This window comes from Nitrospira sp. (genome assembly GCA_030692565.1).
Lineage (GTDB): Bacteria > Nitrospirota > Nitrospiria > Nitrospirales > Nitrospiraceae > Nitrospira_D.
Window position 1 is genome coordinate 42,805 of the sequence record JAUYAO010000052.1, and the last position, 20,551, is coordinate 63,355.

Consider the following 20,551-nt stretch of genomic DNA (forward strand, 5'->3'; position numbering starts at 1 on the left):
CCTCGTGCGTACAACGCAGGAGGGATCACATGGCAAAACGAGTTCGCACGGGGCTCACACGCAGCGATATTCTCGACCGGTATATTGCACGCGTCAAACAGATGTTGGTCAAGTTCCAGCCGTTTCTCTCGCGCAAGCGGGGGAACGCGTCTTTGGAAGATTTCGACGAGGCCGCCGAGGATCTGATCGGGCAGGTTTTCGGCGCCGCTTCGGAAGAAGCCGAAGCCTACTTCTATGCGAAGAGCGGGGAGTCGATCATGCTCCCGGAAGAAGCCCAGGAGAGCGGCATGCACGATGTGGAACGGGAAACGCTTCAGCAGCGCCGCCAAGTGCTCGCCAGTTGCCTGGCCGATCTGGAGTTGCGCCGCCGGGTGCAGGCCACGCGGGAAAGCAGCCGTAACGGGAAGAAGCGATTGCGCGCCACGGTGGAGGCCTATATGTCGCACGATGTGCGGAGTATCCATCGCGCGGCGACGGTGAAGGAGGCCGGGAAGCTGCTGCTGAAGCATAAAGTAGGCTCATTGATGGTGGATGACGGGTCTCGCTATATCGGGATCATCACAGACGGCGATCTTAGCCGGAAAGTCGTCGCGAAAGGACTGGATCCGAATACGACCACCGTGTCGGCCTGCATGAGCAAGTCGTTCGTCACGATCGAGGAAGATGAGCCTCTGTCTGAGGCGATGGCCTTGATGAAGAAGCAGGGGATCCGGCATTTGCCGGTGACGGCCGACGGCAGCGTCATCGGTGTGCTATCCGTGTCGGATCTGGTCCGCGCGTTTAGCGATCAGGAAACAGCGTAGTCAGGATTCCTGGCGCTCGAGCGAGAGCGCCAGGAGCCGTTTCTTTCTCTCCTGCCCCTAGCGATAACCGGCCAGGTTACCGTCTTCCCGCACGACGCGATGGCGCGAGAAGAGATTCTCATCGATCAAGCGGGTTTGAAAGTGAATCGGCAGACATGGCCGCCACGGACGATACATTCGTTATGTTCGACCGGGCGCCCGACGAAGGTCGAAAGCAGGGCTAGATCAAAATGGCAGACCTCGGGGAAGCGCGTGGCCAGGTGATGAAAGACGCAATTGGACGCCTCGATCATCGGTAGTTGCCGGCCGGTTGCGGCCGTCGATGCCGCTTCATAGCCGAGTTCGTGCATGGCCGTTGCCAGGCGGGTAATCCGTTCTGAGGCGGATCCCGGCAGGGGGTGCGCGTGCTGGAGTTGCGTGCCGACCTGCGCTCCGAGTTTTTCAAACCGCGCGATGAGCGCGGCCTCTCCCTTTTCAGCCTTCAGTGAATCCAACAGCAACTCAGAAAACCAGGAGTACTTGCGGGGGAAGCCTTCATGGCCTTCCGCGCTGAGCATGTACAACTGCTCCGGTCTGCCGCCGGTCGCTTGGACCGACCCTTTCGTGACGAGGCCTTCTGCGACGAGCGAGGTGAGGTGCTGGCGAACGGCATTGCGCGACACGCGGAGTCCGCGCGCGAGCTCATCGATCGTGCGACCGGTTTTCTTTTCCAGGAGCAAGCGTAGGAGCTGGTCTCGCCGGGAACCTTGTGCGCGCATCGTGCAAACCTCCTGGCGAAGTATACAGAAAGTCAGTCGAATTGGCATTGAGATACTTATATAATATATATATTGACAAACTGTCTTTTGGTCCGTTAGTCTCGGGTCCGGTCATGCATTCAGGGGTTTCCAGCCAGGAGGTTTCGTATGGTTCGCTCGTTTCGTTCCTTGTCAGTCCTCGGACTCATCCTCATGTCGGTCGCCTGCACGACGCCTCAGACTCCCGCAGTCACTGCGACACCAGCTAAGGTTGCCGATACCAAGGCGGCGTTGCGCGATCTCTGGCTCGGCCATATCCTCGGTATCCGCAACGTAGCCGTCGCCACGATCGACAAGAATACCGCGGCCCGCGAGAGTGCCGAAAAGGCCGTGGTGGCGAATGCCCAGCAGATCGCCCAATCTATTGAGCCGTTTTATGGGCAGCCGGCGTCGGACAAGCTGTTCACCCTGTTAGCTGGACATTACGGCGCCATTCGTGAAGATCTGGACGGGACTGTAGCGGGCAATGCCGCGCAGCAGGAGGCGGCGATCAAGACGCTCACGGCCAATGCTGGTGAGATCTCCACATTCTTGAGCGGTGCCAATCCGTATCTGCCGAAAGATGCCGTGATGGGCTTCCTGACAGCCCATGCGGCGCATCACATTCAGCAGTTTCAGCAGTTGAAAGCCGGCGAGTATGCCCAGGAAGGTGAGACCTGGACCGGCATGAAGAAGCATATCTACGTCGTGGCCGACGCGTTGACCGGTGCCTTGGCCCAGCAGTTTCCCGCAAAGTTCTAGCGGAGGCCGGTAGGGGACAGGCCTTTTCTCCCTGTGAGAGGGCCTGTCTCTCTCATCCGTTCGTCGCCCTGCCTGCCTTGTCCTCTTTGCCCAGATTCCAGATCGTTTCTGCTTTGTTGCCGATGTACCAGAAGCTCAGCGCCAGGATGGCGAAGAAGACGGCTTTGTGCAGATTGTTCCAGAACAGTTCGAAGAAGCGCGTGTACAGGTTGATGCCGAGAAACGTCAGTCCGAACCCCTTCGTAATGTCGTTGTCATGTCGGAGACCGTGATAGATGGCCCAGCCGGATGCCGCGCCGAACAGGATCGACCAATGGAACAGTTCGATCTGTTTCACCCGCTCCCAGGCATGCATATCTCCATAGTTCCCGAAGATTGACATGATCCAGAGCGCGATGAAGAGGTAGAGCAGTCCCATCAGCAGCGTGCTACGGAAGAAGCGTTGTCCGATCGAGTGCGTTTCCAGCGAGAGCGCGAAGGCGGTCAGCAGTCCTCCGAAGAGGACGAAGCGCAGCGGATAATTCATCCCGAGATAATACGCGCCCCAGCCCGACCTGTAGCCGGTTTCAGTGCCCATCCAGCTGCCCAGCGACGCCAGGGCGAATACCCAGATCAAATTTGCTTCCAGCGCGATGCCGAGCGCCGCATAGACCAGAAACGATAACAACAGCATGAGAGAGAAGTGCCCGCTGCCTGTGTCGAGTGCAATCCCCATCTGAGAAATCGCTCCGGCGGTGGCAAGCACCCCGAGGAAGAAAATTGCTTCGTTGCGATAGACCTTGTCCGGCGCCTGTTTGCGTCTGGCAAGTCCCCATCGATAGAGCGCGGCCGCGGCAGTGGCGAGCAGGACGCATCGGGCGATCGGGGGCGTGTCGAACAGCCGTTCAAGGAGATCCATCAGCCAGCGATCGGAGAGCGCCGCACTCACCGATGAGACGATCGAGAACAGAGCGATCCAGAAGGAATACTTCGCCAGCTTCCGCCAATCGAAATATTGCACCTCGATCGTGGCGGCCAGGGCCGCGGCCTGCGCTTCCTGAATCACCCCGTCCTGCTTCCATTGTTCGATGGCATCACGGACCACGACGGCCTGTTTGCGCGGGAGTTTCATGACGTCCTCATGCGAGTGTGGTGCAGTGGGTTCGTTCGAACTGAATTATAAGGCGGAACAGGACCGGAGGCTATTTAGAAGGAGAATGTGGCGAGGGTTCTCAAGTCTTCTGGGAGCGTGCCGATAGAAGAGGAGAGAGCCAAAACCGCGAGGGAGTGCCATGCCTATTTCAGACGTCGTTGCCAGTTATGGTCGCTGCTGCGTGCATCCTGCATTCTTCGACCGGTTCTATGAAATATTCCTCGCCAGCGATCCGGCGATCCGCCCGATGTTCGCCAGGACGAACTTTGCCAAGCAGAAGGCCTTGCTGCGTGAAGGGGTGTCGATGCTCCTGATGCATCTGGAGGGGAAGCCGGTAGGGACGGCCTGTTTGGATCGTCTCGCCGAGTCGCACAGCCCCAGACGAATGAATGTGACCGCGCGGCTCTATGAGTTGTGGATCACGAGCCTGGTCAAGACGGTCAAGGAATTCGACTCTGAGTGCACCCCTGAAGTCGAAGCCGAATGGCGAAGGGCCCTGCACGCCGGCGTGCATTACCTCATGATGCAAGGGGCGAAAGCCGCCTAGGTTTGCAGGGCCAAGATCAGTGGGCGCGGCAGGCGATCTTGATGAGGGCAGCGGTCGGCGAGCCTGCCATGACCGGCGTCAATTGGTCGCTATCTCCGCTGGACCGCACCACGCTGCCGGTTCCCATCTGGCCGGAATACCAGGTCGTCTTGAGCGGCTGGCTCTTCTGATTCTGGCAGTCATATCCGCGATCGGTTTTCTTGGAAAGGGCAGGGGCCCCACCGCCTTCCGTTCGCGCGACCTTGTAGTCGAAGAGATCTGACATCGTCACTATTTCATCTGCCTGCTTAATGCTGGCGTGATCGGCAAAATAAACATAGCCGTCCGTCTCGCCGGCCTTTGCCCAATCCGCCGCCGACTTCGACCCTGATTCATCGCTCCGATTACAAGCGGCCAGAATCCCACAGCACAACAGAAGGGCGCAGAATCGTGTCAGCATGGTCACTCCCTGGGCAGACAGAATCATCTATTGCGACTATAGCACGGAGCGTGTTGTTGCGACGGACCAATTGGGAGAGTTGCCAGGATGTACCTCATCCGGTGGGCGACCATCTTCATGAGCCACAGAAAGACTTGGAGAAAGGTGTCGCTGGGGTGTGGTCTCTTGGCCATGCGGAAGTGCTACAGCGGGTGCAGTTTATCTGAATGCGGGATAATCCGTGATGACTCCATCCGCTCCCCACTCTGCCAGCTGCGCGTGATCTGCCGCCGTGACCGCGTCATACACAAAATTTCGAAAACCAAGTTGCCTCGCCTGGGAGAGGCCCTCGGGGGTCGCTCGGTCGAAGCACCAGACAAGCGTGTCAACATTGTTAGGGGCAGGGATCCATGATGGCCGGGAGTCGAACGGGAGGGGAGCGTGAGCAAGAATGATCGCGCAGCGCAGATCCGGGGCACTAAGGCTGCCGATCAGGCCATGCCAAAACGAACTGATTAAAATATTGGCCGAGTGAAGATACGGGGTGATGGCGGCCATAGCCGGAGCTGCGACGTTCGGGTGTTTGAGTTCGAAATTCCAAAGAAATCGCCGAGGCGACTTCCCGAGCAGCAGCAACGTTTCAGCCAACGTGGGAACAACGTATCCAACCAGTCTGCTTAACTCTTTCCTGGGCAGGTCTTCTACAAGCCGCCCATCCGGAGAGAGCCGGTCGTGAAACATGACAGGTATCCCGTCTCCCGACAGTTGAACATCGGTTTCGAGACCGTCGACTCCTAACTCGACGGCTGCCTCAAAGGCATCGAGTGTATTTTCAGGAGCGAGTGTGTGATAGCCCCGGTGGCACAAGCACAGCATAATGTCTCCGCGTTCCCCCTTCTCAAGGCGAGCCGAATAGGCGCCGTATTCGGCTCAATGATAGGTATCAGCGCGCAGCCATGGCAGGATAGTCGCTGTAGCCGTCTGGCCCGCCTCCATATAGCCGATCGTAGTTGACTGCATTTAGCGGAGACTGTTTACCGAAACGTTCGACCAGGTCCGGATTGGCGATGTACGGACGCCCGTACACAATCGCATCGGCCGCTCCGCGTGCCACCGTCAATTCCCCGCTCTCGCGTGTGTAGCTTCCGTTGCTCATCAGTGCACCCTGGAAATGCCGGCGGGCGACCGCCAGAATGGCCTGCTCATCAGGCAGCGCGTGGTCCTCGTGCCGGATTTCCAGGAACGATATCCTTCGCCGGCTCAACTCCTGCGCCACATAGGTCGCCAGGGCTTCGGGCCGGCTGTCGACCATGTCATTGAACGGGACCAGGGGGGAGATCCGTACGGCGACTCGTCCGGCGCCCCAGACGTTGATGGCCGCATCGGTCACCTCCAGCAGCAATCGAGCGCGGTTGGGGATAGAGCCTCCATAGGTATCCGTGCGTATGTTGACGCCGTCGCGCAGAAAGTTGTCGATCAAATAGCCGTGGGCGCCGTGGATTTGTACGCCGTCAAAGCCGGCCTGTTTGGCGTTCTGGGAAGCGAGTCGGAACATCTCAACGTATCGAGGGATTTCGTCGGTGCGGAGCGCGCGAGGGATTTCGTAGGGCTTATCACCCTGAGGGGTATGGGTCATCTCATTGCGGATCGCCTTGGCGCTGCTGGAAACCGGCTGCTCGCCCTCGTTCAACAATGAGTGCGCGGCGCGGCCGGGATGCCAGATCTGCATGAAGATGCGGCCGCCCTTGGCATGCACGGCGTCGGTCACCCGTTTCCATCCGGCCACGTGCGCGGGGCTGTAGATGCCGCCTTCACCGATGAAGGCGCAGGCATGGGCATCGACCATGGTGCATTCCGTCATGATGAGTCCGCTGGAGGCCCGTTGGGAGTAATAGTCCACCATCATGTCGTTGGGAATATGTGTCGTCCCGGCTCTTGCCCTGGTGAGAGGGGACATGACGATGCGGTTGGGCAAGAAAATATCCCCCGCCTGCAACGGCATAAACAACGTGGTCATTGCGATCTGCTCCTACTTGGTTAACCGCCAGATATGTTCCGTTGCCGGGCATTTGCCCTTGAGTCCGCCGGGGACTTCAAGACGGGCCAACAGCTTGAGGGTATAGTCGCCGCTGTAATGGCGACGGAGCTCGTCCGATGTGACGGAAAACGGAGGCCCTGCCACGACTGTTTGGTCGTACTCATAGCCGATGACGAGTTGAGGGGCCACCCCGGTGATGGCCTTGAGATGCGTCGTGTACCGGGGCCGCATGGTCTCCGGCAGCGCGACCAGCGCGGCCCTGTCATAGACCGCGTCGACGGGGCCGAGGATCTCGCGAGACAGGTCGAAGATATCGTCCACGAAGATGTCGATCTTCTCTCCGTGAAAGAGCCTGAGCTTGCCGATGTCCGAGATGCTCGGTTGCATGCCAAGCTCTGCAAAGAGTTGGGTCACGGCTAACTCGCTGAGTTCCGCCCCGGCGACCGCATAGCCGCGAGAGAGCAGCCAGCCGAGATCGAGCGACTTCCCGCAGAGCGGCACAAAGACACGCCCGCCCGGAGGCACGTTCAGGGACGGAAAGTGGGCGGTCAGCAGAGGATTGATAGCGCTCTCGTGCCATCCGGTCTGATTTGTTTGCCATCGGTTATGCCAAAAACTTGCTTCCATACGAATTCCTCAGTGGATGCGAGGTCAGGTTAGTTCCAGAGCCCATCCTAAAGGGCAGAGACAGAGAGAGGCAAGGCAAAGGGGAGAGTGAAAGCCAGGGGTATGGGCTGAGGCGCTGAGGCAGGTTCTCGAATGTCAGGAGGCCCGGTGGGTGGTGAGTCCATCGCATTGAGTAATCAGAAAGACTCCCAACCCCTTCGTTTCCCCTCAAGCCTGCACCCAACTATTTCCTGCGACTGTGTAGTTCCGTTACAGCCTGTTCGGCTGCGGCAATGGCTCCGGCCAGGTAGCCGGGCGCCGTGGCGCTAGTTTCGCTGCCGGCAAGAAAGATCCGGCCTTTCCAGATACCAGTCACCCAGGGCGTTTGCGTGGGTTCGGGATGCGCGCTCGGTGATCGGTCGTCTGCCGTCGCCGTGAAAGGATCTGCGGCCCAGTCTTTGATGAGCGTGGCGCGGGGACGGCCGGCTTCCGGTCCAAAGAGTCGAGTGAGCTGTTCAATGCACGCATGCGTCAGAGCGTCTTCTCCCATAGCGGCTCGCTGATCCGCGCCTACCCCAATAAATCCAAAAAGGGCCGGCATGCCCGAGGCAGTGGTGGCATCATGGATTTCGACAAGCGGGCCTACCTGGCTTTGCGCCGTTCCAGACAGACCGGCTTCGCGCCAAAAGGGCTGTTGGTAGAGCGCGAACAGCTTCGCGTGCGGCGCCATCCATGTCGCCGTGTCGCGCCAATGAGTGACTGTGGCTGATTCGATGTCCGGCGTGAACGAGACCGATGACGCGAGCAGGCGAGGGGGAAGTGCGAAGATCACTTGCTCCGCTGCGACTTCCTGTTCGGCCCCGTCGGGGGTAACAATCGTTAAGAGGACAGAGGAGCTTGCGAGCGTGGTCTTGGTCACCCGCATGCCGAGCCGTAAGGCTTCTTGGGGGAGCCTATCGGAAAGGGCTGCAATCAATGCCCCGGTGCCGCCGGCAACACGCATTGATCGAGGCTCTTGTGGCATTCCCCGATAGCGTCTCGGCTCCTCACGAGACGTCCTTTCAACGACTACATCGCCATCGCTCTGTTGGGGAAAGGTCGCAAGATCCAACTCTTTAACGAGAGCCGCCATGCCTCGCTGCATCTCCGGCCAGAACCATGAAGGGCCGAGGTCGAAACCATCGTTCGAAGAGTGACCCATTTCGTTGGCGGAGAGAATGCGACCGCCAAGCCGATCACGGGCCTCGAACAGGTGGAAGCCGATGTCAAGCGCATGAACCAGCCGTGCGGCATATAAGCCCGCCAGCCCGCCTCCGACAATGGCAACCGACGTTCGGATCTCGTGCTTCATCAGCTTCTCTTCATCCCTGCGGGCAGATTCGGACATCTGGAAGGGCACTCACTAGCGGTATCAGATTCGTGACACCCTCTTTGTTGTAGAGAAGGCGAGGTGGGCTCAAGCTACGTTTCTGGGGCGTGAGTGTCAATGGCGAAGGCGATGAAGTGCGGGAGTTGCTAGGGGCAAGATAGGTTCTGATGAACGGATAGCATCCTGTAAGGATGAGGGCGGCCAGGGGGGATTTAACGAAAGCAGACTGCCACACTTTCTTTGTCTGACCCATGTATACGCTGTGACCGTTGGCCCTCGGAAAGCGGGGTGCTTTCTCAGGGGGGAAGGCGTAATCTTCGGCGGCCAAATCATTCGCAGCAAGAGTGCTCCTGGAGTTCTATTTCGAAGCGCGAGGTATAACGGATGAACAGCGACACGAATCCACGCATCAGCAGCGTGCTGCTCGGAGTGACCTGGCTTGAGGTGGTGATACTGGTGTGGGCAGGCCTCGGCCTCCTGTTGTATCCGCCCGTCATGGCGCCGTTCTGGCCGTGGCAGCTTGCACCATTTAACCTGCGCTATCTGGGAGGGCTGTACACGGCAGCGCTCGTCGCCGCCTTCCTGCAGGCCAGGTCCGGCCGCTGGTCACCGGCGCGTGTCGTGACGCCGATGATCTTCATCTTCACCCTGGTGGTGACGGCCTTTTCATTCGTACATCTGGATCGCTTCGATCTGCACCGCCCCGAAGCGTGGATATGGTTCATCCTTTACATCAGCGTGTGCGTCAATGCCGGCGTCCATCTGCGGTGCTACCGCACGTGGCCACGGCCTCAACCAGGCGCTCCCCCTCGCGGCGCGCTGAGAGTCGCGCTATGGACGATGATCGTCACGCTCGGCGTCTATGGCCTGTCACTACTGGTTGCGCCGGAGGCCGCCTCGTGGTTCTGGCCGTGGAAGTTGGATGCCTTCCACGCCCATCTCTACAGCGTGACGTTCCTGACCCCGGCGTTGGGGGCCTGGTTGTTGCTGGACGGAACGACGCGAAATGAGCAACACACGCTTGGGTTGACGGTGGCCGCGTGGGGACTGTTACCGATCGTTGGGCTGCTCTGGGTAGACGCAACGGTGAAGCGCGTCCACTGGGAGCTCACCGGTACCTGGCTATGGCTGGCGTTGTTCGCGGGTATGGCCGGGGTCGGCTGGTGGTTGGTAGCGAGCGCTCGCCAGGCAGTGTGGGAAAAGAAAGGCTGATGGAAGGGGCTAGTGGTCGCGGTGCAGTGTGAGGGGGTGAATGTCAGGCGTGCGAGTTGAGGTGCAAGAGGACGGCTGTCAGTGCCAGGAGGCCAGATTGGGGGTGAGTTCATCACGCTGAGCAATCAGAAAAGCCTCCCGACCCATGTTTTCGACGATCAATCTTCGCTTCCCATCTCAGTGGTCCCTCGACGGGTCTCCGCTCCTCCGGCGACGTCCGCTCTGAGCCTCAGCCCCATGCAGAGGTGCAGGTCAAGCAACGACCCCATCTTTGGCCTGTGCGTCATGTGGTGACCAATTAGATTCTAAACCGCCGGCTCATCCATTCCGGCAGAAGAAACGTCAGCAGTTCTCCTACGAAATAGGTGCCATAATACACGTAGCCGATCAACAGCACGGGAACCATTTCCCAGACTCTCAGCCCGAGATCGACACGCCTCGTCCAGGTGTTCAGTGTGGTACGCGCCAAGTTGAGGGTCAGCCGCAGCAGAGTTCCAAAGGCACTACTCTCTAATGTCCGCCCCTGATCGTGGGCGAGTAAGATGGCATCCCGGCCGTGGGTCAGTGCACGTACGAAGAAGTGCGCGCCTCCGTTCGGCGGTGGATGTGCCGTTCGAGCCAAAGGATTATGGACCACAATCAGATTCGCTTCCGACATCCGTTCGCGCCAGCGCACACAGGCGCCGCGATTAGTGCCGGGAATAGGCCTGAACGGAAGCCGGGAGAAGATCTCCCGTCGTACCGCGAAATTGTTCGCGAAGATGCCCTTGGCCGGTTCAAGCCTCGTCTGCACCGTACGGGCGGGAAAAAACCAGAAGGCCCCGAACGCCTTGCCTAGAAGCGTCGAAGGTTCGATGTACGAACTGCCTGCCACCGCGGCGATTGAAGGATTCGAAAACGGCTCGACGAGGTGACGCAACCACCCTTGCTCGACGTGCGTGTCGCTGTCGGAGAACACAACAATGTCTCCCGTTGCAGCTTCGGCTCCCGCATTCTTCAATGCATAGTAATCGCCCGTGTTAGCGGCCAGCAGGCGGGCATTTCCTTGGGGAAACGATTCCCGCACCAACGATTCCAATGGTCCGGGATCGACTTCGTCCGGGCTGTAGACCACAAGCACCTCGACCCGTCTGGCTCCCCTGTATGCGCGGACTTCTCGATCAAGACGCTGTAAGGCGCCTGCCCCTCTTTCATCGCCGGCCAGCACCACGTTCTCCCATTCGACGACGATGGACAGGCTAGTCGGCACGCTTTCCACCTGCAGTGGACGGGGGGGCTCGCCGACGCGTTGAGGGACACCGGGATCCATTCGAGGGAGCAGTGAACCGGCTTTGTAGGCGGCCAAACCAAAAAGCAAGCCGAAGCCAAGCCGCATCGTCTTCCAGGGGCTGTAGTGATTCTTGTGTGCGCAAGCCAGGATGATCCGGACATGATCGTCATGGGCTAGGGGCTGTGCAGGGATGACCTGACGGTACATCTGCAAACTCGATCCGTACATGGCCATCTTGCGAAAGTAGTCCAAACTCGTCCGCACTTCCAAGTGGCGATCAAGCATGTCCTCGCAATAGCGAACGCACCCGTAGGGCTCACTGTCAACGACTCGGCGAACGAAGACGACATCCGCGCCTCGCTGCAAGCCGACGAATGGCCCGTACTGTTTCCATACTCGGCGTCGGACGGCCATATTGCCGGTGTAAGCGTATTGTTGGCGTGAACTCCCGAGCCGACAGACATACGAAGCCTTCTCATTTTCATAATCTGCGAGCAAACTGATCAATCCTGCATCGATGGGCGGTCTCGAGCGTCCCAATACCACCGCGGCATCGCTCGCAGCAAAGGAGTCAGAGATTGCGCGCAACCATCCTTTGCCAACCTCTCGATCTGCATCGGTAAAGGCAAGGATATCCCCCTTGGCCTCCAACGCCGCGCGGTTGCGGGCTGCATACGAACCTCGCTGAGGTTCATGGAGGAGACGCACCCCGGGATACCGTTTGATGACTGCAGCTGAGTCATCCGTGGATCCGTTGTCAACCAGGAAGATCTCGTATTCGCTGGATGGAAAATCTTGCGATTGGAGCGCCTCAATCATTCGAGGCAGCGACCATGCGGCATTGAACACCGGGACGATTACACTAATCATGGCCGCTCAAGGAGGTAGATGTTTCAGGCTGAGAGTTGATAGGAGGTCAGTGTGCGGACTCGTGCGAAGTCTTGTCAATGGGTGCGTGAAATGGAGGGGAGCCGCAAATGGGCTCAGGCTGCGTTTCTAGGGGATGAGCGTCGATGGCGAAGGTGATGAAATGCGTGACCGATGAGACCTGTGTTGGGTCTGACGAAAGGATTGCATCCAGCAGGAAGGATGTCGGCCATTGAAGAAGCGAGCAAGCCAGACCGCCGCCGCTTTGGGTTATAGGCCAGTGGCCGCTGTGCCACGTGAGGAGGGAAGATGAATGTCAGGCGTGTGAGCTGGAGCACAAGAGGCAGGCTGTCGAGTGTCTGGAGGCCGGGTTGGTGGTGAGTTGTTCATAACGCTGAGCAATCAGGAAAGACTCCCGATCCGTTTCTCGTAACAGGGGATGTTCATCGAGGTCGAGTGGCTTACATAAGTCAATACTCATGCCTGACCCTGAATTCGGTGACCCATCGGATTGCCAGTTGCTGACATCTCTTCCTTTGCCCCTTTGATTTGACCGCTGCCTCTATTGAGACCAGTCAATCTCCGGAAATTCAGGCTTAAGATCTTTGATCTCTCGATAGAGCCTGATGAGTTCTGTTTTAACCAAATCCTTTTCCGGAGCTTCGACAAGCCGATAGGATTCGAGGAATTTAACGAGTTCGTGAACGAACCCTCCGTTCTTCCAGATATCCACCAGTATGCTTACGGTTCGAACTAGTTTGGCCGGGAACTGAGCGAAACAACGAAGGAGTTCACCTGTTATGTGAATCCAGGAACGACGCAGCGACTCGTTATCACTTTCACCGAGCTCTTTGAGCCGTTCTATCATTTTTTCGAACAGTTCACATGCGTCATGAGGGGAAAGTTCCGCTAATTCATCCAATAACAAATCAAACATGGAGGCCAGGTTCTGGTCATAAGGTTGTTCCCAAAACAGGAGCAAGTACTCTTTCACTTCATCCGGTGTCGTAAGCTCCCCGTAAATTGAGACAGTCAAACGGAGAACGTTCTGGCACAATCATCACCCTAGCCAGGAGGTTCCCATGCGCCAGTCGAAGTTCACCGAAAGCCAAATTATCAGCATCCTGAAGGAGGCCGATGCCGGGCGCCCGGTCAATGAGATCTGGCGGACGTATGGCATCAGTTCCGCGACCTACTATAAGTGGAAAGCCAAATACGGCGGGCTGGAGGCCTCCGACGTGAAGCGGTTGAAGGAACTGGAGCACGAGAACGGCCGCCTCAAACGGATGTATGCGGATCTGTCGCTGGAGAATACGGCACTGAAAGATGTCATCACAAAAAAGCTCTAAGAAGTGGCCCCGGAAATTTGAACAAGCCGTTAGGTGGAGAATCTGCTACCGTTGCTGCCCTGGCAGGGCGAAGAAATGGAGCAGACGATGGCAAAACGAACGAGACGGACGCACTCAGCCGTGTTGAAAGCCAAAGTGGCGTTGGCCGCGATGGGCGGCGACAAGACGTTGGCCGAACTGGCCCAGCGGTTTGAGGTGCATCCCAACCAGATGACGGAGTGGAAGCGGCAACTCAGCGAGCGAGCGGCTGAGATCTTTGGCGGAGGCGCCGCGTCGACGGCCCCGCCGGTTGATCTGAAGGCTGTGCATGCCAAGATTGGGCAGCTCACGCTGGAGAATGATTTTTTAGAAGGGGCGCTCATCAAGGTGGGTTTGCTGAGCGCAAAGCGATGATAGACGCCACGCATGCATTGCCGATCAGTCGTCAGGCCCAGCTGGCTGGGATTAGCCGGGGGAGCGTCTACTATGTGCCCAAGTCTGTGAGCGCGGACGATCTGGTATTGATGCGTCGCCTTGACGAGTTGCACCTGGAGCACCCGTTCATGGGCGCGCGTCTGCTGCGCGACCAACTGAATCGGGAGGGGGGCGACGTGGGCCGGAAACATGTGGGCACGTTGATGAAGCGCATGGGCATAGCGGCGCGCTACCGGAAGCCAGGCACCAGCACGAAACACCCCGGCCATGACGTGTATCCCTACCTGTTGCGGGGGCTCCCCATCAACCGCGCCAACCAGGTGTGGGCGCTCGACACGACGTATATCCCCATGACCAAAGGGTTTGTGGACCTGACCGCCGTCATGGATTGGGCCAGCCGCAAGGTCTTAGCTTCAAGAGTCGCGATCACGTTGGAGGCCTGTCATGCGGTCGATGTGCTGCACGAGGCGTTCACGCGCCATGGCACACCAGAGATTGTGAATACCGATCAAGGTAGCCAGTTTACGGCACAGACATTCGTGCAGGCGGTCAAGGATCGGGGCTGTCACTTCAGCATGGACGGGCGCGGAGCCTGGAGAGACAATGTATTCGTCGAGCGCCTGTGGAAATCGGTGAAATACGAGCGGGTGTATGTACATGCTTACGACTCCGTCACGGAAGCCAGGCAGTCGATCATGCAATACTTGGATTGGTACAATCGAGCGAGACCCCATTCGAGCCTGGACCGGCACACACCGGATGAGGCCTATGCCGTGATGCTGCCGACGGGTAAACTGGCAGCGTGAGAGTCAGCAGAGACTCCACTTAAGAAACTCTGGCTACTGTTCAAACGAATGGGGCCACTTCTGTGTTGAGTGCCTATGTGTTTGAGTCGTTGGAGCAGGTGCGCGAGATCAGTGCGGACTGGTTGCAGAGTTACAACGAAGAGCGGCCCCATGACGCGTTGGCAGGCCTGCCGCCCGCCACGTATCGGGCTCAACTTGAAGTCAGAAGTTCTCCTGTGAAACTGTCTCCTTGACAGGGGAGCTTACGCGATCTGGTTGCCCGAACTAGATGTTAACTGGTAGTCAAAGTTCTCATTGGTCGTTGAGTCGACAACTACATCTCGCCCCGAGATTGCAAACGTAACTCCCCTCTCTCGGCTCAAGAAGTCTCTGAACCGCCCAATCGCTTCTTCTTCCCACTGATCTTTGGCCGTATATTGCCTTTAAAGAGGGATGATAATGGGACAAGCTACTTTCTAAGAACGAAAGCTTTTCTCATAACGTCCCAAATGTCCTCTCAAAGAATTCCTTCGTCTGCTTCATATGCTGCTCAATATCTGTTTGCAAATATCTCGCTCCTGCTTGCCCGTCGTCTGTCGTGTAGCCGACGCGGCGGGCTAGGAAGATGAGTTCTTCTGAGTCGGGCGGGGGGAGCACCAAGTCCTTCGTGTTGCACGCGCCATGTATTGCCTCATCAGTGTTCGCTCGACTCTTTGAGCATGCTTAGCCAGTACCGTGTGTGTTTCAGTTCGCCGGTTTTGTGGAACACGCCCTTCTCCACAAGATCTTGCATGTCTCTGGTGGCGGTGGCTCTGGAGGTGTTGGTGATCTTCAGGTAGTTCTCCGCGCTCAGACCGCCTGTAAACCCTTCCAGCCCTTCTCGAAACATGCGTGCGAGCACTTTCTCTTGTCGGGGATTGAGTTGGCCTCGTAGGCGGTCGTACAGCTTGGTCTTCTCAATGAGAAAGTCGATGAATCGCTGCGTGTAGCGTTGTGCCTCCAATACTGTCTGGGCGAAATAGACCAGCCAGTCGGTGATCTTCAGATGCTTGTTATTGGCTTCGAGGGCCTTGTAGTACGCTGAGCGGTTCTTGCAGATCGTGTGCGAGAGGGCGATCAATGTCGGCTGGCCGAGACATTGGGATAACGACTTTTCCGACAGGGCCCGTCCAATCCGCCCGTTGCCGTCTTCGAATGGATGGACTGAGACAAAGTGGAGGTGCGCAATCCCGGCCCGTGTCAGAGCGGGGAGAGGCTGTGATCCGCTTGGCGACGTGTGGTTGAACCAGGCGAAGAACTGATTCATCTCCGCTTTCATGGTTTTCGCCAGAGGTGCTTCAAAATGGACTTTTGGTTTTCCGATGGGGCCCGAGACGACCTGCATGGGGTCCGCACCTGTTCTGTAGGCGCCGATGCATCTCAGATCCTTCCGACCCTGTGCCAGCATCCCGTGCCAGGTGAACAATTGTTTCTCGGATAAGGGGCTGTCGTAGTGCCGATACAGATCGGTCATCATGGCCGCAATGCCTTGCTCGGCAGCGGGAATTTTGCGGTTGTCCGTTTCGAGCCCGAAGTTTCGACGCAGCGACGACTGGACGGAATCCCGATTGAGCATCGCTCCTTCGATTTCCGATGTCGTCACTGCTTCCGTGCTGATGAGATCGATCATCAGACGGGTTTTGTTCTCTCCCGTCAGATGCTTGACGGCACCATGTACGATGCCCGCTTCATGCAGAAATCGAGTTTCGTGAGGAGCCAATGCCTCCCTCTCGTAGGTGAAGGCTGGCCATCCGTCTTGTTGCCAATTCCAAGTCATGAGCGATACCAGTGTTTGTATGGCTCATAATATACCACTCTGATGAGTTATAAAAGGACTTCCTGTAACTCATGGGGCGACGGGGCTCTTGATGGGGCTATAGACGTCCGAATGTCCGTTCGAAAAACTCTTTGGTCAGCTTCATATGCTGCTCAATGTCCGTTTGCAAATGTCTGGCTCCCGCTTGCCAGTCGTCGGTGGTGTAGCCGACGCGGCGGGCTAGGAAGATGAATTCTTCCGAGTCTGCCGGGGGGAGCACCAAGTCCTTCGCATTGCCGCGGACCATGCGGAGGCCGTCGATGAGCATGCGGATGAAGAGATAGGCTTTGCGCAATTGCTCGCCGTCCTGCCTGGTGACTAACCCACATTCCACCAATCCCGCTAAGGCCTGCATCGTGTTGGGCGTCCGCAAGATCCGCTGCTCATGCCCGTGCATCACTTGCAGATATTGCACGGCGTATTCGATATCGACGAGGCCGCCGGCGCTGTGTTTCACGTTCACCGTGCCCGGCTCGACGAGCTGCTTCAATTGCGCCCGGCGCAGATCCAGCGCCGTGGGGAGATCCCAGGGCTCGCCGCCGTAGACGTAGTGATCCCGGTGGGCTTCGACCTGTTTGCCGAGGGCGGTGTCGCCGGCGACGGTGCGGAGCTTGATCATAGACTGGCGTTCAAACGGCGCGGCTAAGCCGGTCGGGCTGTAGTAGCTGATGATTTCTTCGAGCGGGTTGGTCAGGGAGCCTTTGCCGCCGTGGGGGCGCAGGCGGATGTCGAGGTGGAAGATGCCTTCCACTTTGGCCTCGATCCACTGCAAGAGTTCCTGCGCGAGCCGTTCGAAGTATTCGCTGTTTTCGATGCCCTGCTTGCCGCTGGTGCGTCCGGTTCCGCCGTAGACGAAGAGGACTTCGATGTCGGAGGCGTAGCCCAGTTCGCGGCCGCCGAATTTCCCCTGGCCCAGGATGGTAAAGGGGCAGGGTTTCTTGTTCGCCAGTTTCGGCGCGCCGTACTGTTTCTCCAGCTTGGCCTGGCAATCGCGCAGGCTGCGGCTCACGATGACTTCGGCCAGTTCGGTCAGGGCCAGGGAGAAATCAGCCAGGCCGGAGGATTCGACCATGTGTTTCATGTCGATCCGAAACAGCTCCTGATCCTTGAACCGGTTCAAGGCTTCTTTGCGGGCCTCGTCGGTCTTGGCCTTGTCCACGAGCTTGTCGAGTTCCTTCCGCAGCGCGGCTTGCGGCTTGATGAGCGGGGCGTCGCGGTAATGTTGCAGCAGCGGCAGGAGATTGCCGTGCTGGCGGCGGAGGAAGTCTTCCCACAAAAAGTCGCTGGTGCCGAGCAGCCGGGCGAGGAGGGGGAAGGTCTTCTTATCGCCTAGGAAGGCGAGGGCCTGCTGCTGGGCCTTGCCCTTGGTGTCTTGCACGGTGAGGTCGAGGAATTGATCGAAGGCTTCAAGGGCTTTGGCCGGGTCCGGCGCCCAGGTGAGGGCGTGGGTGAATTGCTTGATGAGAACGGCGGTCAGGCGCAAGTGTTGTTGATCGGCCGGGTCGGTCAGCTTCTGCCCGTGGCGATTGCGAACGTAAAAACGATCGTGCAGCTTGCCGTCTTCGATCGCGAACTGCGCTTTGTCGATATAGATGTTGCGCATGGCGAGCGCGTTGGCGAAGGCATACAGAAACGCGGGCGTGTCGTCCGATTGAATGTCCATCACCGTGTCGGTGGGGGACTGGCTGTTATCGAACGTAATGTGGACGGTGTGGAGCAGACCGGCGAACGTACTGCGCCGCTTGCCGAGCTGCTCGACCAGCTGGCGATTCACGACCTGGCGCGCTTCGTCGAATTCGCCGGCATCGAGTCGCTTCAGGAGGGCGGTCAGTTCGCCGATGAGGCGCTGGTGATCTTCCGGCCCGAAGGGAATGCCGCGTCCCGGTTCGACGCGAAAGACATCCACGATCTTTTTCCGGCTCAAGCCCGGCCGTCCTTTGGGGCGGATGCGCGGGCCGCCCGCATAACTGCTGCGGGTCGTGGCTGGGGCCGCGCTCTCGGCAAAGGTGTAGATCTGGCCTTCTTCGATGTTCAGCCCGAAGGCGGAGAGCAGGCCGCAGATGTTGGCAAAGGCGGAAAAGTAATCGTAGGCCACGAGCGTCAGATCGAAATGCTGATCCGTCCGCTCTGCAATGGTGACTTCGCAGGGATGATCGGGGGTCAGTTGCGCGGCGAGGCGAACGTGCCCGGCGATGATGGCCGGTTCGAATCGGCGGAAGTATTCCCGATCCATGCGGCTCAGAAAATCCTGAAGGATATCAGGCTCGACGTCGGAGCAGAGGGCACTCACCGCTTGTTTGAGCTGTTCATCGAGGGGCATGGCAATCGAATCCTCATTAGCTGTCAGTTGCCGCAGTATACCGGAACGCTTTCATTGTGTGGAGATGCTTGGGTCAGTATAATGCCGCCCCATGAATGTCAGGATGTTGAAAATGCCGCTCTTTCCACCCGCCCTGCCCCGGCGCGCCGAGACGCGCCCGTCACCGAGCGTCGTTCTCGCTTCGTTCGGAACAGTCGCAGTGCCTGTAGGGGATTTACTTGGGTACTAATAAGAAGCCACATCGACGGTTGTCTCCAGGGACGACCCCTCCCAAGTCTGATCGAGGAGACGTTCTGTCAATTTCCGGTAAGCCCGATCCTCGTCCGGTGCTGCTGGCGACGGAGCGGGATTCCAAGCAAATCGAGGCGATTCTGTCCGCCTATCACCTGCACGATATCGAGCAGGCCGACCGGAATCTTCAGGCGATGGCGGGCGAGCCCCACCATCGGCGTCAGCTGGCCGAGATCCTTCCGATCCTGCTGGATTCCATTTCGAGAACCGCCGACCCTGACCAAGCGTTGAACCATTGGGAACGGTTGTTCGGCGAAGTCACCCGCTCCTCCTTTCTCGACTATCTGCGCAGTTCGCCGCGCATGCTCGATCTGCTTTGCACGATCTTCGGTAACAGCGATGCGCTGGCGTTTACCGTCATTCGCGACCCCATGCTGGTCTATTGGCTGTCGGAAGAGGCGGTGTTGTCGAAGCCGCCTGCCCGGAAGGAGCTGGAAGCGGCGCTGCATAAGAGCCTGGCGCATCTGACGGTGAAGGAGATGAAGCTGGAGGCGCTGCGCCGGTTCCGCCGGCGGGAGATGCTGCGCATCGGCGTGCGCGATCTGTTGCGGCTGTCGCCCGTGCCGGAGACGACGGCCTTGCTCTCGGATCTGGCGAGTCTGTTGATCCATGCGGCCTACGAGATCGTCGATGCCGACCTGCGGCGGCAGTACGGCGTGCCGATGCACAGGACGAAGCAGGGGCGGTGGGTGGAGACGGGGTTTGCCGTGATGGGCATGGGAAAGCTCGGCGGCCATGAGCTGAACTACAGCTCGGATGTCGATTTGATCTATGTCTACGCGTCCCATGACGGGGAGACGAAGGCGCCGCGCGGCAAGCAGGCGGTGAAACCCGGCGCCGTCGGCATCTCCAGTGAGGAATATTTCGAGATCCTCTCGCGCGAACTGACGAAGGCCCTGGTCGAGCAAACGCGTGAAGGCTACGTCTTTCGCGTGGACCTGCGCCTGCGGGCCGAAGGATCGGTGGGACAATTGGCCCGGTCGCTCGACGACTACAAGAAGTATTACTCTACCAGGGGCGTGGTGTGGGAACGGCTGGCGCTGCTGAAGGCCTGGCCGGTGGCCGGCTCTATGGACGTCGGGCTGGCGTTTTTGAAGATGGTGAAGCCGTTTATTTTTGGATTGCCTAAAGAGAAGATCGATCTCCCCGGCGCGTTGGCCATTGTGCAGGATGTGCGGGGCGTGAAGGATATGATCGATGTGAAAATGGTCGATCGCGGCCACGAACGGCGCAACGTGAAGCTCGGCATCGGCGGTATCAGGGAGATCGAGTTTTTTGTGCAGACGGTGCAGGTGATCGCGGGGAAGAAAGTGACGGGGTTGTTGGACCGGAGCACGCTCGGCGCGCTGAACCGGTTCGTCCGTTACAAGCTCATCTCGCCCCGGGAGCGGGATGACCTGGCCGCCGCCTATGTCTTTCTCCGCGATGTGGAGCACAAACTGCAAATGGTCCAGGATTTCCAGACTCATGCGTTGCCCGATTCAGCGGAGGAGCTGGAACGCTGCGCCATCCGCGGGGGCTATGACACGGACGACCGGGTCAAAGGCGTCGCTCAATTCAATGCCGACCACCAACGCCACACGGGACTCGTCAATCAATTCTTCCGCGCTTTCTACTACGACTCCAAGACCTCGCCCGTCCTCAAGGCAACGATGCGACTGGTCACAGCCTCCCGATAGTTCCTGCGCTGAAAACACGAAGGCCCCGGCGGGATCACCGCCGGGGCCTTCTGTTGCT

Annotated in this window: 17 protein-coding genes and 2 pseudogenes; 8 read left to right on the top strand and 11 right to left on the bottom strand. The window is 58.6% G+C overall.

Going from position 1 to position 20,551, the window contains the following annotated elements; translation table 11 throughout:
- Window positions 1-29: 29 nt before the first annotated feature.
- Window positions 30-803 (top strand): CBS domain-containing protein, encoded by a 774-nt coding sequence (locus Q8N04_13825; protein MDP3091756.1) that lies wholly within the window; start codon window positions 30-32, stop codon window positions 801-803.
- A gap of 125 nt (window positions 804-928) precedes the next feature.
- Here Q8N04_13825 and Q8N04_13830 read toward each other — a convergent pair whose 3' ends face one another.
- Entirely contained in the window at window positions 929-1,561 is a 633-nt protein-coding gene (locus Q8N04_13830) for an HTH domain-containing protein (GenBank protein ID MDP3091757.1), read from the bottom strand.
- A gap of 147 nt (window positions 1,562-1,708) precedes the next feature.
- Here Q8N04_13830 and Q8N04_13835 point away from each other — a divergent pair, with 147 nt between their 5' ends.
- Complete coding sequence (locus tag Q8N04_13835; GenBank protein MDP3091758.1) at window positions 1,709-2,341, top strand: hypothetical protein; 633 nt, start codon at window positions 1,709-1,711, stop codon at window positions 2,339-2,341.
- 52 nt (window positions 2,342-2,393) lie between these two features.
- On the opposite strand, the gene Q8N04_13840 is transcribed toward Q8N04_13835, so the two are convergent.
- Entirely contained in the window at window positions 2,394-3,452 is a 1,059-nt protein-coding gene (locus tag Q8N04_13840) for a hypothetical protein (GenBank protein ID MDP3091759.1), read from the bottom strand.
- A 160-nt stretch (window positions 3,453-3,612) separates the two neighbouring features.
- Here Q8N04_13840 and Q8N04_13845 point away from each other — a divergent pair, with 160 nt between their 5' ends.
- A complete protein-coding gene (locus tag Q8N04_13845) occupies window positions 3,613-4,020 on the top strand; it encodes a hypothetical protein (protein MDP3091760.1) in 408 nt (135 codons plus the stop codon).
- A gap of 16 nt (window positions 4,021-4,036) precedes the next feature.
- Here the strand turns inward: Q8N04_13845 and Q8N04_13850 are convergent, their stop codons facing one another.
- The 5 genes from Q8N04_13850 to Q8N04_13870 all read right to left on the bottom strand — a co-directional run bounded on the left by Q8N04_13850 (window position 4,037) and on the right by Q8N04_13870 (window position 8,433).
- On the bottom strand, window positions 4,037-4,459 hold the full coding sequence (locus Q8N04_13850) for a hypothetical protein (protein ID MDP3091761.1): 423 nt from the start codon (window positions 4,457-4,459) through the stop codon (window positions 4,037-4,039).
- A gap of 198 nt (window positions 4,460-4,657) precedes the next feature.
- The gene (locus Q8N04_13855; GenBank protein MDP3091762.1) at window positions 4,658-5,314 is read right to left on the bottom strand and encodes a glycerophosphodiester phosphodiesterase; all 657 of its coding nucleotides are present in this window, start codon (window positions 5,312-5,314) and stop codon (window positions 4,658-4,660) included.
- Window positions 5,315-5,381: 67 nt separating this feature from the next.
- Window positions 5,382-6,455 carry an alkene reductase gene (locus tag Q8N04_13860; GenBank protein MDP3091763.1) on the bottom strand — a complete coding sequence of 358 codons (1,074 nt, stop codon included), beginning with the start codon at window positions 6,453-6,455 and terminating at the stop codon, window positions 5,382-5,384.
- Between the two features lie 12 nt (window positions 6,456-6,467).
- The gene (gene tmpT, locus Q8N04_13865) at window positions 6,468-7,103 is read right to left on the bottom strand and encodes a thiopurine S-methyltransferase (protein ID MDP3091764.1); all 636 of its coding nucleotides are present in this window, start codon (window positions 7,101-7,103) and stop codon (window positions 6,468-6,470) included.
- Window positions 7,104-7,326: 223 nt separating this feature from the next.
- Window positions 7,327-8,433 (bottom strand): FAD-dependent oxidoreductase, encoded by a 1,107-nt coding sequence (locus Q8N04_13870; protein ID MDP3091765.1) that lies wholly within the window; start codon window positions 8,431-8,433, stop codon window positions 7,327-7,329.
- A 402-nt stretch (window positions 8,434-8,835) separates the two neighbouring features.
- On the opposite strand from Q8N04_13870, the gene Q8N04_13875 reads away from it, so the two are divergent.
- On the top strand, window positions 8,836-9,663 hold the full coding sequence (locus Q8N04_13875; protein ID MDP3091766.1) for a hypothetical protein: 828 nt from the start codon (window positions 8,836-8,838) through the stop codon (window positions 9,661-9,663).
- A 298-nt stretch (window positions 9,664-9,961) separates the two neighbouring features.
- On the opposite strand, the gene Q8N04_13880 is transcribed toward Q8N04_13875, so the two are convergent.
- Together Q8N04_13880 and Q8N04_13885 are read right to left on the bottom strand one after the other, a co-directional pair.
- A complete protein-coding gene (locus tag Q8N04_13880) occupies window positions 9,962-11,803 on the bottom strand; it encodes a glycosyltransferase (GenBank protein ID MDP3091767.1) in 1,842 nt (613 codons plus the stop codon).
- A gap of 559 nt (window positions 11,804-12,362) precedes the next feature.
- Window positions 12,363-12,836 carry a hypothetical protein gene (locus Q8N04_13885; protein MDP3091768.1) on the bottom strand — a complete coding sequence of 158 codons (474 nt, stop codon included), beginning with the start codon at window positions 12,834-12,836 and terminating at the stop codon, window positions 12,363-12,365.
- A gap of 46 nt (window positions 12,837-12,882) precedes the next feature.
- Between Q8N04_13885 and Q8N04_13890 the strand changes: the two are divergent.
- From Q8N04_13890 to Q8N04_13900, 3 genes and pseudogenes are all read left to right on the top strand, one after another.
- Window positions 12,883-13,143, top strand: a pseudogene (locus Q8N04_13890) (transposase).
- Between the two features lie 93 nt (window positions 13,144-13,236).
- A protein-coding gene (locus Q8N04_13895) for an IS3 family transposase (GenBank protein ID MDP3091769.1) occupies window positions 13,237-14,369 on the top strand; the annotation gives its coding sequence in 2 pieces (ribosomal slippage) (window positions 13,237-13,498 and window positions 13,498-14,369; 1,134 coding nt in all).
- A gap of 62 nt (window positions 14,370-14,431) precedes the next feature.
- Window positions 14,432-14,602 (top strand): annotated as a pseudogene (locus Q8N04_13900) (integrase core domain-containing protein).
- 440 nt (window positions 14,603-15,042) lie between these two features.
- Here Q8N04_13900 and Q8N04_13905 read toward each other — a convergent pair.
- Both Q8N04_13905 and Q8N04_13910 read right to left on the bottom strand, forming a co-directional pair.
- Window positions 15,043-16,164, bottom strand: coding sequence for a Fic family protein (locus Q8N04_13905; GenBank protein MDP3091770.1), 1,122 nt, complete (start codon window positions 16,162-16,164; stop codon window positions 15,043-15,045).
- Between the two features lie 97 nt (window positions 16,165-16,261).
- Entirely contained in the window at window positions 16,262-18,523 is a 2,262-nt protein-coding gene (locus Q8N04_13910) for a hypothetical protein (GenBank protein MDP3091771.1), read from the bottom strand.
- A gap of 218 nt (window positions 18,524-18,741) precedes the next feature.
- On the opposite strand from Q8N04_13910, the gene Q8N04_13915 reads away from it, so the two are divergent.
- The gene (locus Q8N04_13915) at window positions 18,742-20,493 is read left to right on the top strand and encodes a hypothetical protein (protein MDP3091772.1); all 1,752 of its coding nucleotides are present in this window, start codon (window positions 18,742-18,744) and stop codon (window positions 20,491-20,493) included.
- Window positions 20,494-20,551: the final 58 nt, after the last annotated feature.